This window comes from Clostridium tertium, assembly GCF_017873245.1.
GTDB classification, from domain to species: domain Bacteria; phylum Bacillota; class Clostridia; order Clostridiales; family Clostridiaceae; genus Clostridium; species Clostridium tertium.
In genome coordinates this window covers 89,810-105,338 of sequence record NZ_JAGGJY010000010.1, presented here as the reverse complement: position 1 = coordinate 105,338, position 15,529 = coordinate 89,810, and the positions used below count along the sequence as shown (strand labels likewise).

The 15,529-nt window shown below is 25.0% G+C and carries 20 protein-coding genes; 2 read left to right on the top strand and 18 right to left on the bottom strand.

What is annotated here, in order from left to right; translation table 11 throughout:
- Positions 1-87 precede the first annotated feature (87 nt).
- The 9 genes from J2Z25_RS12145 to J2Z25_RS12105 form a co-directional block, all read right to left on the bottom strand.
- Entirely contained in the window at positions 88-240 is a 153-nt protein-coding gene (locus J2Z25_RS12145) for a hypothetical protein (RefSeq protein WP_209740778.1), read from the bottom strand.
- A 69-nt stretch (positions 241-309) separates the two neighbouring features.
- Complete coding sequence (locus J2Z25_RS12140; protein ID WP_209740777.1) at positions 310-822, bottom strand: hypothetical protein; 513 nt, start codon at positions 820-822, stop codon at positions 310-312.
- A 104-nt stretch (positions 823-926) separates the two neighbouring features.
- On the bottom strand, positions 927-1,655 hold the full coding sequence (locus J2Z25_RS12135) for an HAD-IB family hydrolase (RefSeq protein ID WP_209740776.1): 729 nt from the start codon (positions 1,653-1,655) through the stop codon (positions 927-929).
- A 47-nt stretch (positions 1,656-1,702) separates the two neighbouring features.
- A complete protein-coding gene (locus tag J2Z25_RS12130; protein ID WP_209740775.1) occupies positions 1,703-3,367 on the bottom strand; it encodes a ribonuclease J in 1,665 nt (554 codons plus the stop codon).
- Between the two features lie 129 nt (positions 3,368-3,496).
- Positions 3,497-5,005, bottom strand: coding sequence for a DUF1846 domain-containing protein (locus J2Z25_RS12125; protein ID WP_209740774.1), 1,509 nt, complete (start codon positions 5,003-5,005; stop codon positions 3,497-3,499).
- Positions 5,006-5,251: 246 nt separating this feature from the next.
- Positions 5,252-6,184: a DUF6414 family protein gene (locus J2Z25_RS12120; RefSeq protein WP_008679053.1), complete on the bottom strand. Its 933-nt coding sequence runs from the start codon at positions 6,182-6,184 to the stop codon at positions 5,252-5,254.
- A 76-nt stretch (positions 6,185-6,260) separates the two neighbouring features.
- Entirely contained in the window at positions 6,261-6,593 is a 333-nt protein-coding gene (locus J2Z25_RS12115; protein ID WP_008679054.1) for a hypothetical protein, read from the bottom strand.
- 129 nt (positions 6,594-6,722) lie between these two features.
- On the bottom strand, positions 6,723-7,619 hold the full coding sequence (locus J2Z25_RS12110; protein ID WP_209740773.1) for an HD domain-containing protein: 897 nt from the start codon (positions 7,617-7,619) through the stop codon (positions 6,723-6,725).
- Between the two features lie 145 nt (positions 7,620-7,764).
- A complete protein-coding gene (locus J2Z25_RS12105) occupies positions 7,765-7,959 on the bottom strand; it encodes a hypothetical protein (RefSeq protein ID WP_008679058.1) in 195 nt (64 codons plus the stop codon).
- Positions 7,960-8,119: 160 nt separating this feature from the next.
- Here J2Z25_RS12105 and J2Z25_RS12100 point away from each other — a divergent pair, with 160 nt between their 5' ends.
- Together J2Z25_RS12100 and J2Z25_RS12095 are read left to right on the top strand one after the other, a co-directional pair.
- Positions 8,120-8,509, top strand: coding sequence for a PadR family transcriptional regulator (locus J2Z25_RS12100; protein WP_008679059.1), 390 nt, complete (start codon positions 8,120-8,122; stop codon positions 8,507-8,509).
- A gap of 343 nt (positions 8,510-8,852) precedes the next feature.
- Positions 8,853-9,332: a hypothetical protein gene (locus tag J2Z25_RS12095; protein ID WP_209740772.1), complete on the top strand. Its 480-nt coding sequence runs from the start codon at positions 8,853-8,855 to the stop codon at positions 9,330-9,332.
- 29 nt (positions 9,333-9,361) lie between these two features.
- On the opposite strand, the gene J2Z25_RS12090 is transcribed toward J2Z25_RS12095, so the two are convergent.
- The 9 genes from J2Z25_RS12090 to J2Z25_RS12050 all read right to left on the bottom strand — a co-directional run bounded on the left by J2Z25_RS12090 (position 9,362) and on the right by J2Z25_RS12050 (position 15,436).
- On the bottom strand, positions 9,362-9,559 hold the full coding sequence (locus J2Z25_RS12090; protein ID WP_209740771.1) for a hypothetical protein: 198 nt from the start codon (positions 9,557-9,559) through the stop codon (positions 9,362-9,364).
- A gap of 74 nt (positions 9,560-9,633) precedes the next feature.
- A complete protein-coding gene (locus tag J2Z25_RS12085; protein WP_195954435.1) occupies positions 9,634-10,167 on the bottom strand; it encodes a hypothetical protein in 534 nt (177 codons plus the stop codon).
- Positions 10,168-10,182: 15 nt separating this feature from the next.
- Positions 10,183-10,365 carry a hypothetical protein gene (locus tag J2Z25_RS12080; protein WP_008679067.1) on the bottom strand — a complete coding sequence of 61 codons (183 nt, stop codon included), beginning with the start codon at positions 10,363-10,365 and terminating at the stop codon, positions 10,183-10,185.
- 40 nt (positions 10,366-10,405) lie between these two features.
- On the bottom strand, positions 10,406-10,987 hold the full coding sequence (locus tag J2Z25_RS12075; protein ID WP_111927841.1) for a hypothetical protein: 582 nt from the start codon (positions 10,985-10,987) through the stop codon (positions 10,406-10,408).
- A gap of 502 nt (positions 10,988-11,489) precedes the next feature.
- The gene (locus J2Z25_RS12070; RefSeq protein ID WP_097032952.1) at positions 11,490-11,669 is read right to left on the bottom strand and encodes a hypothetical protein; all 180 of its coding nucleotides are present in this window, start codon (positions 11,667-11,669) and stop codon (positions 11,490-11,492) included.
- Between the two features lie 170 nt (positions 11,670-11,839).
- On the bottom strand, positions 11,840-12,103 hold the full coding sequence (locus J2Z25_RS12065; protein ID WP_209740770.1) for a hypothetical protein: 264 nt from the start codon (positions 12,101-12,103) through the stop codon (positions 11,840-11,842).
- A gap of 514 nt (positions 12,104-12,617) precedes the next feature.
- The gene (locus J2Z25_RS12060; protein ID WP_209740769.1) at positions 12,618-13,403 is read right to left on the bottom strand and encodes an ABC transporter ATP-binding protein; all 786 of its coding nucleotides are present in this window, start codon (positions 13,401-13,403) and stop codon (positions 12,618-12,620) included.
- A 10-nt stretch (positions 13,404-13,413) separates the two neighbouring features.
- On the bottom strand, positions 13,414-14,436 hold the full coding sequence (locus tag J2Z25_RS12055; protein ID WP_195954433.1) for a FecCD family ABC transporter permease: 1,023 nt from the start codon (positions 14,434-14,436) through the stop codon (positions 13,414-13,416).
- Entirely contained in the window at positions 14,429-15,436 is a 1,008-nt protein-coding gene (locus J2Z25_RS12050) for a FecCD family ABC transporter permease (protein ID WP_209740768.1), read from the bottom strand. Before J2Z25_RS12050 ends, J2Z25_RS12055 begins: the two co-directional genes overlap by 8 nt.
- Between the last annotated feature and the right edge of the window lie 93 nt (positions 15,437-15,529).

Here is a 15,529-nt window from a genome sequence, read left to right as displayed (position 1 = left end):
ATAATTAATACTTTTATTTAAAATATATAGCAGTTTTAAATAAAAAAAATAATATCTAATATAATATTAGATATTATTTTTTTATCTTTATTTCATTTTTCTTTTGACTTTATTTATTTTTTTATATAATTTGGCGTTATGAACTATATCCATAAAGTCATCAGCCATTTCGAATAATAAGTTACTTTTCATCTTCTTTCTTTTAAAGTTTCTCTTAACTTTTCTCATTAGTTTACTCATGTTTAATCCCTCCTAAGGTTGTACTTTACATTTATAGTTTCCCCTTAAGAGTAAATTTTATTATAGAAATTAAATTATAGTAGTTATTATAGTATTTATAAAATCTTCCTTTTTGGAATTTAAATACTCACCATAATAATCATTGTTTAAATCAGCATTGATCTCAATTATACTAGATAATATAAAATTATTTATGTCCATAGAGTATCTAATTTCTATTTCATTTTTAATACTTCTGAATTCTTCAATTCCACCATCTTTTCTATATTTTCTAATTAAAGAATCTAAATAAGTATTATATTCCTTTATCTTGTAAATTATTTTTTGAACATATTTCTTTTTAGTTTTTATATAATTTTTTTCATATTCTAACTTTAATTTAAGCAACTCTGAAATAGAATATTTTCTTTCTAAAACTTCTATATATGCATATTCATTTTGAAAAGAACTTTGTAATATAAGAAGTGCTAATTCATTATCACTTTTTATAGTTTCTAAAAGTTCTTTTCCTCCGACTATTTCAATAGCTTTTCTAAGCTGTTTTATTTTTTCTTCTAACATTTTATTATTAATAGTTAACATAGCATTCTCCTTAAATAAATGACTTTTCCTTTGTAATCCATTAATTATTATATAACCTAAGGAGTTTATTGTCTATTGTATTATTAACTTCATTATATTAACTTTTATAAAACATTTATACAATTTATATCTAAGTTATAAGTTACATCTTTACGCTCTACAATAACTTTTATCTTTTCTCTTATTTCTTTATCTTCCATAACTTTATCTAGAAGTTCTTTTGTAGGATTTATTGCATATGGTATTCCTACAGACTTAAACATAGTTATATCTCCCGATGTATCTCCATATGCATAGCTTTTGCTTAAATCAATATTATATTTCTTTTGAAGCTCATTAATAGCATTTAATTTACTTTCATGATCCCACATAGGAATTACTTCACCACTATACTTATTATCACCATCTAATTTATAAATTGTTCCTCTATAATCATCCATGTTATATTTCTTAGACATTTCTTTTACTAATTCACTTGGAGATCCTGATATTGCAATAACTATATGACCTTGCTCCTTATGCCACTTTATTCTTTCTCTACTGAATGTATATACTCTATCACCCTTTTGTTCTATAACTTTTTTAGCTATATAATCTATGTGATATTTATCTATTCCTTTTATTGCTTCAACATAAATATCTACCATCTTTAATAAATAAGTATCATAGTCTCCTTGTCTTTTATCCCATTTGATATATGAAGGTCTTACGTCTTTATACCATTTATTTTCACTAACTAGTTCATATTTTATTATTTTTTTAAATACTTCTGTAATTAATCCTTCTCTGTATATAGTCCCATCAATATCAAAAAATGCTGCTACGTTTTTCATAAAACCCCTCCTATTTACTTTTTACTATATATTATATATGAAATTTTTTAAATTTCCATAATTATTGGTATAATTGTAGGTCTTCTTTTTGTTTTATCGTAAATATATCTCTCTAAAGCTTTCTTTACATTCGTTTTTATTAAATACCATTCTAAAATTTTATCATCCAAACAATTTTGAAGCTCATCAGTTGCAATTTGCTTTAATTCCTTTATTAAATCTTCAGATTCTTTTACATATACAAAACCTCTTGTAATTATATCTGGACCTGCTATTATGCTATAGCTTTCTTTTTCTATTGTAACTACTATATTAACTAATCCATCTTGTGCCAAATGCTTCCTATCTCTTAATACTAATGTTCCTACATCTCCTACACCTAATCCATCAACTAAAACTGTTCCTGTAGTTACTTTTCCAGATATTCTAGCCCCTTTATCACTTATTTCTAATACTTCTCCACGTTCCGTAATAAATATATCTTTAGAATCCATTCCTAGACTAATTGCTAAATCTTTATGATGTTTTAAATGTCTATATTCACCATGAACAGGCATAAAATATTTAGGTTTTATTAATCTATGCATTAATTTTAATTCTTCTCTATATGCATGACCTGATACGTGTACCTCTTCTAAATCTTCATAAATAACATCTGCACCTTTTTTAAATAATTGATTTATAACTTTTGAAATTAATTTATCATTTCCTGGTATTGGTGATGCAGAAATTATAAATAAGTCATCTCTTTCAATTTTTATTTTTCTATGATTTCCAAAGGCTATTCTTGCTAGTGCAGCCATTGGCTCACCTTGGCTGCCTGTTGTTATAATAGTTACATTTTCATTTGAATAATTATTTATATCATCAATTTCTATTAGCATTCCTTCTGGTATATGAAGGTAGCCAAGCTCAAAAGCTACCTTTGATATGCTTTCCATGCTTCTTCCTGAAAAAGCTACCCTTCTCTTATTTTCTATAGAAGCATTTATTATTTGCTGCATTCTATGTATATTTGATGCAAAGGTTGCTATGATTATCCTCCCCTTTGCCCCTCTAAATATCCTATTAAATGTATTACCTATTGATTTTTCAGACATTGTGTAACCAGATCTTTCAACATTGGTACTATCAGCCATTAATAAAATGACTCCTTCTTTTCCTATAGTTGATATTCTATCTATATCTATAACTTTATCGTCTATAGGTGTTAAATCTATTTTAAAATCGCCTGTATGGAATATAACCCCAAGAGGAGTTTTTATAGCTAAACAGCATGATTCTGCTATACTGTGTGTACTTTGTATAAATTCTACACTTATATTTTCTAAATCAATCTTTGATCCTGGATCCACACTAATTAAATTGCTAGTTTCTATTAAATCATGTTCTCTTAATTTATTTTCAATAATAGCTAATGCTAATTTTGTTCCATATATAGGTACATCTAATTGTTTCAATATATATGGAATTGCTCCAATATGATCTTCATGACCATGTGTAATAAAAAATCCTTTTACTTTATCTTTGTTTTGTATTAAATATGTTATATCTGGAATTATTAAATCTACTCCATACATTTCTTCATCTGGAAAAGCAATTCCACAATCTACTACTATTATTTCATCGCTAACTTCTATAGCTGTAATATTCTTTCCTATTTCTCCTACTCCACCTAAAGGAATAATTTTAACTGATAAATCACTATTCATTGAAAAAACCTCCTATTCTATTAAGAATAGTATTTCCTAAATATTGATTTAAAATTATAATATAAATAGAAATTTTATTGATTTATAAAAAAACTATCTCTAGAATTCTCTAAAGATAGTTTTAATTTACTAGTTATTATAATATAAGCTTTCACTTTGATATTCTGGATCACAAGTTATATCTATTCCAAGCCTTCTAAATGTTTGCTCGTCATTTGTAGTTATAATAGTTGTTGAATGAGCTTGACATCCTTTTAGCATTTTTAATTTATCTAAAGCTACTTGTGCTGTTGGATTAGTAGCAGCACATATACTTAATGCTATTAATATTTCTTCACAATTTAAAACTGTATTATTTATTCCTAATGTCTTTAGCTTTAAATTTTTAATTGGTTCTAATATTACAGGTGATAAAAGATGTATATCATCTGATATATTAGCAAGATGCTTAATAGAATTTAATATAACAGCTGCTGATGCATCCATAATTTCTGATCTTTTACCTGTTATTATGCTTCCATCTTCAAGTTCTAATGCCACTGCTGAGCATATATCATTTTTATTTGCTAAACTTCTTTGTTTTAATAAATATTCTCTTGATGGAATAACAACATTTCTATCAGTTTCCTTTAAGCTTAGTTCTTCCATGATTAACTTAGCTCTATCGGCTGTTTCTTTATCTACATAACCTTTTTTATATTCACAAATAGTTTTAAAATATCTTCTTATTACTTCTTGCTTTGAGGCCTCTTTAACTACTTCATCATCAACTATTCCATAACCAACTCTATTTACACCCATATCTGTTGGCGATTTATAAACTGATTCTTCCCCAGTAATCTTTTCTATAATTCTTTTTAATACTGGGAAACTTTCTATGTCTCTGTTATAATTTACAGCTACCTTATTATAAGCATCAAAGTGGAATGAATCTATCATATTCACATCTTTTAAATCTACAGTTGCTGCTTCATATGCTATATTTAAAGGATGCTTTAATGGAACATTCCAAACTGGGAAAGTTTCAAATTTAGAATATCCTGCGACATTTCCCCTTTTATTTTCATGATATAATTGACTTAAACATGTTGCAAGTTTACCACTTCCTGGACCTGGTGCAGTAACTACTACTATAGGCTTAGTAGTTTCTATATAAGGATTTTTTCCATACCCTTCATCGCTTACTATAGTATCAACATCTGTTGGATAACCCTTTGTAGCTTCATGCTTATAAACCTTTATTCCTCTACGCTCTAACTTATTTATAAAGACAGTTGTAGCTGGTTGTCCATTATATCTTGTTATAACAACACTATTTACATCAAGTTCATAGGCTCTTAAATCATCTATTAATCTTAAGACTTCTAAATCATATGTAATACCAAAATCGCCTCTTATTTTATTTCTTTCTATATCTCCTGCATAAACACAAATAACAACTTCAACTTTTTCTTTTAGTTTTTGTAAAAGCTTTATTTTAGCATTTTCGTCGAATCCTGGTAAAACTCTTTTTGCATGTAAATCAAACATAAGTTTTCCACCAAATTCTAAATATAATTTATCGTAATCATTTACTCTCTCTAATATATATTTAGACTGTTCTTCTAAATATTTCTTATGATCAAATCCTACTTTCATCTTAATGCCTCTTTTCCTTTTATTCTTTATGTTACTCATTAAATATTAATTATACATCAAAAAATTTATTCTTTCCAGATTAACTTACAAGAGTATGTATATAAAATTTATTTAATAACTTGAAGAAATAAATATAAACTAGTTCTATTTTTTAGGTATTTATATAATAAGATTTTATGTAATAACAATTTTCAAAATCTAAATCTCATATTTTCTTTTACTAAAAAAGTATATGCTTATTATAATTTATAAGCATATACTTATAGGTAAAATCATTATCATCTTCCCTTTTACATTACATTCTGGTTTTTTAGGAAGAATTATATTGTTTTCTTTCAAAACTTCTAAATATGGATCTATAGAATCAATTACTTGTTGGTAATATTCCTCTTGAGATGATTTCCTTAATAAACTTATACACTTATCAGTGTCTTCCTTTATCATCATAACCTTACCAAAAATCTTACAAGAGCAATGAACTAAGTCAAACATATGAGAATGATTATTTAAAAAGTTATTTTCACTTATTGTAAGAACTAATGATGCCTTATCATTTTGTATAAGTAAGTCATGAGTTCCATTTGCAGTTATAGATTTCCTTAAACCTTCTAAAAGTTTGCAAATTATGGTAAAATTTAATGTTTTTAAATCTTTCTTTTCTAATAAGGTATTTAAAAAATCTACTCCATAACAATTAATAGTATCAATTAATGTATCTATATAAAGTGGAAGTGAAGTTTCTTGTACACATCCAGTTATTTGAATGTAATCTCCTTCTTTTATATCTCCATTTTCAATAGAATTACCATCTACTTTCTTAACATTTTTACTAGTATACATCTTATTTAATAAATCATTATGAAGAGTAAATATAGTACTAATCTTTTTAATTTCTTGCTCATTTCTATCAAAATCTCTTCCTTCAAACCCTAAACTTCTATCTCTTCCATTTTGATAATGGTCTTCACACGTTTTATGTTTAGTTTTATAGCCTTCTATTTTATCTCTATGATCTCTGAAATCTGAACCATTAGATTCTCTATCTCCTATTTTTACATTTCCTCCAAAAGTTCTGTCCTTGATTCTCCTATATGTTCTTATATCAATATAGCCATTTAATGCTACTGAATTTAAATTTTTAATTAATACTTCATCTAAATATATTAATAAGTCCAACATTAGTGTCCTCCTAAAGCAATAATATACTTTTACACCATATTATATTAGACTAAATCTTATTTAATAACTTTAGAAACTATTTTTTATTTTTATTTAATAAGATACTTTCAATTTCATTTAAAAGTTCTTCATCTCCATTTTCTAAGATAAGATTCCCCTTCTTGCTCCCTTCTATTATTCTTAATATTGTTACTTCATCTTCTAGCTCTTTTATCTTTTTATTTATTTCACTTTTATTTTTTTTAGATAATTCAAAGGAGTATACTTCATTGCCACAAACTAAGCATTTTCCATATAGCTTATCATAAGTAATTTTCCCTATATTAAACTCTTTACTTTCTTTGCAACTATTAACTTCTATATCTTGAATCTTATTACATTTTTCACAAAAACATCTACTTTGTTGCATAACTTCACCTCTAATATATTTTATTAATATATTGTATCATACACTTTAACATTTTTTATGATAATATTTGTACTATAATAATAAAATATTATCTTCACTTAAAAATTATTAACTATATTATATTTCTTCCTATATATATATTCTTCCATTTATTCTTTTATCAAAATTTGTCCACTCACCGCTTTCTAAACCGTTTGATATTATACTTATCTTGTTTAATGTTGCATCCACATAATCAGCATAATGAACTATATAAGCTTCCATTGAGTTTGGTTCTTTTGGAGATCCAAATTCAGGTTTACCATGATGCTGAATAATTACAGCCTTTAATCTGTTTATAAAATCACTAGAGTAAATTTCTCTATTACTATTAAAAGCTTCTTCTAACATATTTAATCCAATAATAATATGTCCTTGAAGTTCTCCTTCTAAAGTATAAGAAAATGGTCCATCATAAACCATTTCTCTTATTTTTCCTATATCATGCAATTTTGCTCCTAATATAGCTATTTCTTTATGTTTGCAATGATATTTATAAGATAAATCACGAGCTAAACTTGTTACTGCTAAAGTATGCTCAGCTAAGCCCCCAATATAATTATGGTGATTAAATACTCCTCCTATTGCCTTTTTAAATTTATTTAAGAACTCTTCATTATTAAAAAAATAATCATCCATTGATTTAGCCTCTAAACTTTTAAATTCAGATTTACTTATATCATTTAATTCACTCATAATTTCATTTATTGATTTTTTAACTGAAGGTAAATAATCTAATATATCTATTTCTGAAATCTTCTTTATAAAATTAACTTTAAATTTTGATGCTAATTTCCCTTTAACTAATATAACATCTCCTATATTTATAACTGTATTTATATTTTTTATATAAGCCTTTATTTCTCCTGAATTATCTCCAATAACTGCAATAAAATCATTTTTATCATAAGATAATATTTTTATCACCATAAAGGTATTTTCAATAATTTCATTCATTTTTGCTTCTTTTAAATATAACTTTTTCATATGTACCACCTTATTTATCTTATTCTTATAAATTATTATTAGCCTATATAGAAAAAAAATTCTTACATAAATCTATATTTGACATTAGCTTTTAAATTGGGATTTTAATAATAAAAGGATGCTAATGCACCCTTTTATTATTTTACTACCAACAGCCGCCTAGTAATAATAACCATAATATTGGGAAGAATCCTCCACAACCGAATCCGCAATTACCAAAACCGCCGCCGAAACCTCCGCAGCCTCCGAATCCACCTCCACAACAGTTATTACAGCCTCCTCCGCCACAACAACAGTTATTTCTACAACAGCACCTGTTACATCTTGATCTTCTTGACATGTTAATCAACTCCTATTCTTTGGTATAGTACATTGTATTCATTACATATTGTTTGTGTTCAGTAATATTTCTTTTATTTTTATTATCATTTACGAGTATATTATTTAAATGTACTTTTATTAATTTATATGCTAAACTATAAAAAAAGGAGGTATGTACTATGGAAAAAAGAAATAGATTAGTTGCACCTAGAAATGTTGTAAATACAAAAATGCTTTACAGCTTTTATATATTAAAAGAATTATCAAAAGGAAATGTTATATTTGGAAATAGAGTTCTTGAAGAATTTAGAAATAGATTTTCAGAAACTTCTCTCCCATTTCCTGTTTCATCTAGTACAATATATGAAACTCTTTATGATTTGGAATTAAAAGGATATGTTAAAAGTTCCTGGACTGGTGATGAGTTTTTAAATAAAAGAAGTAAAAAAGTATATTCTATAACTGACAGTGGAGTCGAATATTATAAAAATCATATTGCAGATTATATTAGTAACCTAAATAAAACTAAAGCTACCTTAGATATAATGATAGATATGCTGATGAAATAATCAGCATTTTTTATTTTATTAATATAACTTATTTTATAAAATAACTTGTAACTTTTCTTAGCCCTAGAAATATTATAGTTAATATATATGCTTGCAAGCTTCTATTTTATCTAAATTAATATACTAAATTTAATACTATTAGGATTAATTGCAACATATATTAAAACATATATTTTAAATGGAAATCTTTAGCATTTTTTATAATATTATAAAAATATATTATAAATACATTTCTATTTATTTGATTACCTAATAAAATAGTTTTAATTTTTATATAAGTTGTATTTATATTCACTTAAGCAATATTAATACAGCTTATATAATATTTCTAAGGAGGAATATTATGAAGGAAACTAAAAATATTGATAATTTTTTTAAACTACATCTTAATAACTTTAATATTTTAGAAAAAGATATAATTTCTTTTGAATTGAAAGATGATACATTATCCCTAAATTTTGATAATATCAACTATTTACTTTCAAACAAGATATCAGTATTTTTAAAAAATATTAAAACACGCGAAATATTTAAATGCTCTTCATTTATAAACAATAATAACTTAAATATTGACTTAAGTAATTTAAAATATTTTTGTACTGATTATGAATATAGTATTATTATAATCAATGAAGTTAATAACTCATCAACAATGATTTATCCTAAATATAAGAATAAAGCTCAAAACTATTCAGTAATTGGTAATTCATCTAATAAACATATTAAATGGTTTTTAAGATTATTAGAAAATGGAGAGTTTAGATTATCTGCAATTGCCTTATTTCCAAATTACAATAATATTGAAGAAAATATTTCATCATAAAAATAAGGGTACCTGCTTAAGGATACCCTTTAAAAATACTTACGATTTAAATTTTCTATAAAGCATTTTTTAGAACAATAGATATTTAAATCTTCTTTATCTATGTATGCATCTTTAATGTAAATATTTATACTACAATATTTACATTCTACAGTTAATTCATTTGCTATCTCTTCTTCTAAATCATCATTATTAAATTTTTCTATAAAACTTCTTAACTGGTTCATAAATAATACCCACTTATATAATAATTAACACTAATTATTATGATAACTAAGTATAATTTATGTACTAAAAAAATTCATAATAAATTATTAGATTTTGCAATATTAAAATAGTTTTTTATATTACCTTCATCTATATTATCTTTATCATAAAATAATGGAAACTTTAAATTATAATTTCCCCATATTGTAACTGGTCCTTTAGTAAAATAAAATGTTATAAAAAATAACTCTCTAGTACATAACTTAGTTAGTAATTTTATATACTTTTTATCACTTATTTCAAAAAACATATCATTTATAGTTCCTGAATTTAAAATTTCATTAAATATTTTTATTTCTTCTAAATCAAGATTATTTTCAATAAATTCAATGCTATCTTTATCTAGCTTGTTTTTATAAAAATCTACTATTATTTTATTTTCATCATAATTTAAATAAAAAAAGCTTTCTAATGTTTTAATAAAATCCTCTTCGATTTCTATCTTTTCTTTATCTTTTCTAGAATAAAGCTCAACATAATTAAATTTATCAAATCCTTCTAAAATATTATCAAACTTTATTTTTATTATTTTATCAAAATCTGCTTTACTTATGGCTTTAATCCCCATATTTCCCCCTAATTCTTATACAATTTTATTCCATTCATAAAGTTGCTTTCTAACTTCACTTATTAATTCATTTAAATTCTCTGTTTCAATTTCTGTAACTTCATTTAAAGTATTATTTTTAATTACCTGTTTATATTTTACTATCTTATTATGATCATAATTCCAAACCTCTTGTATTTTTCCTTTTTCTATTTCCATAACAATTCTCCCTTTATATAATAAATATTAAAGGATAATATTAAACCTTAAAAACAGCTTTTTTCTCTCCAACAGCATCACTATAGCAAATACCTATCTTTTGCTTAGTAATTTTACCTTTTTCAAATAAATATCCATTATAGTAACTCTTATCATTTAGTATATCCCTAATTATATAAATTACTAACACATCTTTTTTCATTTCTAAATTTGACGTATTAATTATATTGTTAAGATAATCTATGCGTGTATTTGATGAAGTTTCCAATATTTGTATATATATTTTATTTGGATCTTCTTTTAATTTATACAATAAGTTTTGTATTACTTGTAAATCATTAACTAAATCATTTTCTCTAAAAAGCTGTAATTTTATAGAACTTGAGGATACTGTATTAAAATCATACTCTTTCCACGATACTTCAATATTATTTAAAAAGGCTTCTTCATTATTATTAAGTCCTTTGTGTATTACTGAATAGCCTAAAAGTTGTCCAAGCATTATAAAATATTTAATTTCTTTTTTTACTACTTCAAATTTACTACTATTCTTATTTAAACCGAAATTAACATAATTTCTTATAAATCCACTAAATATATTCATTAAATCAAAGTCTAACATCTTAACTCCTTACCCTAAATTTATATATAGTATTCTATCATTTATATTCAGATTATACCACCTAATATAAATTTAAAGTTCATTATTAATATATATGTTCTAATCAATAATCTACCATATTACTATTAATATAGAATAAAGAATTCAATAAACTAAATTGAAACTAAGGTGCAATATATTATTTATTTTTATATAAGTTTCTACATTGCTATCTTTATTTAGCCCTTCTTATTAAATTATAATATGCTCTAAACACAATAATAAATTCTCAAACTAAAATCAAAGCTAAAACATATAAAAAATGAAAATAGATTTTGTAATATAAGAAATAGCTCTGCTATGGTAACATATAAATGAATAATATAAAAAATCACTAAATGATAAAAAGCAAAGAGGCTATTTCTTATAAAAGATAATAGCCATCCTATGCTCTAATTTATTACAAATATCTTTTTATTATTATGTACCTGTTAAACAATTTAAAATCAAGCTCTATAAAGTATTATTTTTTTAAGCATTTATTACAAATACAATAAATTAATCTAGAATACTTAATCTCTCTATCCATTTCCACCCTAGGTCTTGTTTCCACTGTCTTTTTACATTTATTACATATATACTTATCAACAATTATTCCTCCTGTTGCTTCAGAAACAACAGTAATTTTTTTTACTATTTTCATCATTCTCCCCCAAAGTTAGCTTTTATGAGCTTATAATAATAAATTATTTAACTTAATAAGAACTACTATAGATAGGTTTTATTAATGCTATGTTAACTTTATGTTAATTTCAAGTTAAATAATTTTTTTAATAACTTAAAAAGAACTTACATTCCGTAAGCTCTCAAAATTTACCAAAGCAGTTCATTTTCTATATATCCTAATGAATCCGCATAAGATATACCTATTATTCTTATTCCATTAAGTTCTTTTAAAGTTAAATCATCATTATACATCCTTTTATAATGTTCTAACTTTTTATCAAAATTCTCTGATTCATTTATTGTTATCTCTGGTCTTTCAAATCCTTTAATTTCAACTTTAATTCCTATGTATGCAACACCTTTCTCTTTTGCCGTTTTAAAAGATAATTCTAAATCGCTCATTTTTAACATATTAATACCCCTATCTATATTAAACTTATTTTAATAACTTTGAATTCCTATATATTAATTGTAATTTAATCGTACTTTTATGTTAGCGAATTATGTTAGCGATTTTCATTATAAAACTTACTAATATTTATTTATATTACTTATACCTGTTTAATTAAAAATGTAAATAAATTATAGTCAATCTTAGATGCTGCAAATTATATTAGTAATATATATATTATATATATTCTGTTTTAATATTTTTATTACATCCAAATATAAAAATCTATAATTATATGATATTAATTACTCTCTTAACTACAACTGATCCATAATCTAGTTTCGGAATCCATCCCACACTCTCATGTTGCTGGTCAAAAAGCCTATAAGTTTCCATACTTCTCATCTTAATATATTCATTGAATATAAAATAAAATTGACATGAGTTAAATTAAATTTTGACTCATGCCGTATAATATTAATTTTTATATTCTATATTTAATAGATACATTACTAATCATTTCTATTTCTTTATTTATAATAATTCATAATTTAAACATAATGGAACATTATAATTTTCATTTGTTATAAGTTCTGCATTTATATTATAAATATCTTTTAAAACTTCTTTTCTCATTATTAAATCCGGAGTATTTTTATATAATATTTTTCCATTCTTCATTGCTACAATAAAATCTGAATACTTTGCAGCATGATTTATATCATGCAAAACCATTACTATAGTACATCCATGTTTATCATTTAAGTTTTTTACAATATTAAGTACTTCGAGTTGATGTGACATATCTAAAAAAGTAGTTGGTTCATCTAGCAATAATATATCCGTTTCTTGAGCTAAAGCCATTGCAAGCCAAACTCTTTGTCTTTGACCTCCTGATAAATCAGATAATTCTCTATGTCTAAACTCAAAAGTATTTGTAACTTTTAGTGCCCATTCAATCTTCTGCTTATCTTCATTCGATAATTTACTTACATTTGTTCTATGAGGATATCTTCCATAAGAAACCAACTCTTCAACTTTTAATTGAGAGGGTGCAGTAGGATTTTGAGATAATATAGCTAACTTTTCTGCAATCTCTTTACTTTTCATATCATTCATATTCTTATCTAAAATGAATATTTCTCCATTTTCCTTTTTTAGTATTCTACCTATACTTTTTAAAAGCGTAGATTTTCCACATCCATTTGCTCCAATAATGCTAGTTATTTTTCCTTTTTTAAGGCTAAGATTCAACTCTTCAATTATTATTTTTTTATCATATCCTACTTTTAAATTTTTTATATTAATAGCATTTTTCATATCTTACCTCTTATGATTTGTATAATAAATATATAAAATAAGGAATTCCTATTATAGATATAACTATTCCTACAGCTAATTCTGACGGTGCAAAAACAGTTTTGGCAATAAAATCTGATAGTATTAAAAGGAAAATACCAATTAAAGCAGTTACTGGCATAAGCTTTCTATGATTTAATCCTACTAACTGTCTAGCTATATGAGGTGCCATTAATCCTATAAATCCTATATTCCCTGCAACACATACACATGAACTAATTAAGCCAACACAAGCAAATAGTAATTTTCTTTTTTCTTTATCTATATCTATTCCAAGGCTTACTACACTGCTTTCTTCTAATTGAAAATAATCTAGTAAATGAACTTTCTTATATAGATAGAAACTTAAAATTATTATCCAAGGTAACATCATATATATAAAAGTCCAATTTGCGTTATATATTGAGCCCGCTTGCCAAATAGCTGCAAATTCAAAATCTCCTGCGTTCATCTTCATTGAAAAAAGCATTGAAACAGCTGAAAACCCACTGTTTACTGCTATACCAGTTAAAATAAGTCTTTGCATATCCATCTTTTTATTATTTTTTGAAAATATTAATATTATTAATGATGCCAATAGTCCTCCTATAAAGCCAAACATAGGCATGGCGAATATCCTTAGAAAGTTACCTCCATCAGTTCTTGTTGGACTAAAGTTAATAAAATACATATATATAATTACTGCTGCTCCTGCACCTGAATTTATTCCTAATATTCCTGGATCAGCTAACTCATTTTTTGTAATTCCTTGCAAAAAGAGACCTGCTATTGATAACCCTATTCCGATTAATATAGCTATAATTATCCTTGGAAGTCTAAATTCAAATACTACTAATCTAAATTTCTCATTATCATTTAAATTAAATAGTGTTTGAAATACTTCAACAACACTTATATCAAACATCCCATTGATTAAATGCAAATAAAAGACCAAACAGATTAATAGAAGTAATACTGTTATTACAAAATAATATTTTATTTTTTTCTTATGCATCTTTTGATCCTCCCTTTGTTTTTATCATATATAAAAAGAAAGGTACTCCTATAATAGCTGTTACTGTTCCTATAGGTGTTTCAAAAGGAAATGCTATGTATCTACTTAATAAATCACATAATCCTAAGAAAAAAGCCCCTCCTATTAAGGAATATGGAATAATATATTTATAATCATGCCCAACTATCATTCTCGTAATATTAGGTATTACGAGTCCAACAAAAGCAATCTTACCAACTAATGCAACAGATGTTGCAGTTAGTAATACCACAGCTCCCATAGACAGATATTTTACTATATTAGTTCTTTGACCTAAGCTAATAGCTATATCCTCTCCCAATGAGCTTATAGTAATATCTTTAGCTATTATTATTGCTACTATAATACCAATAACTCCTATTGGCATTATAATCTTTAGTAAGTCACTATTTACTGTATGAACTTTTGTGTTATACCAAGATGAAATACTTTGAGATACTTGGAAGTACATGGCGATAGCAGAACCTAGACTACTTAAAAAACTCCCTACTATTGTTCCTATAATTGCAAGTCTAACTGGTGATAGTCCATTTTTTATAGATGATCCTATTCCTAAAACTAGTACAGCTCCAATTACAGACCCTATTATAGATACTAAAATTAGACTTCCATTTGAAAGTCCTGGATAAAAAACCATTGCTATAGTGATTAAAAATGCTGACCCATCATTTACTCCCATAAGTGATGGTGATGCCAAATAATTTCTCGTTATACCTTGCATAATTGAACCAGCTACAGCTAAAAATCCTCCAACTACTAATACAGCAATAGATCTTGGTAACCTATTATTTCTTATTATTATATGATCTACATTACTTTCATCAAAATTAAAAATAGCATCAAAAACTACTTCTTTTGGTATTGATTTAGTTCCCATTCTTACAGATAAAACAGTCACACTAACTATCCCTACTAAACATATTATTAAGATTAACAAAAACTTCTTATTAAGATTTTTCATATTTATCCCCTTAAACTTATACTACCGCACAATGTTAAATGTATAATTAAAGAAGAAACTCCTTTCGGAGTTTCTAAAATAGATACATTTTTA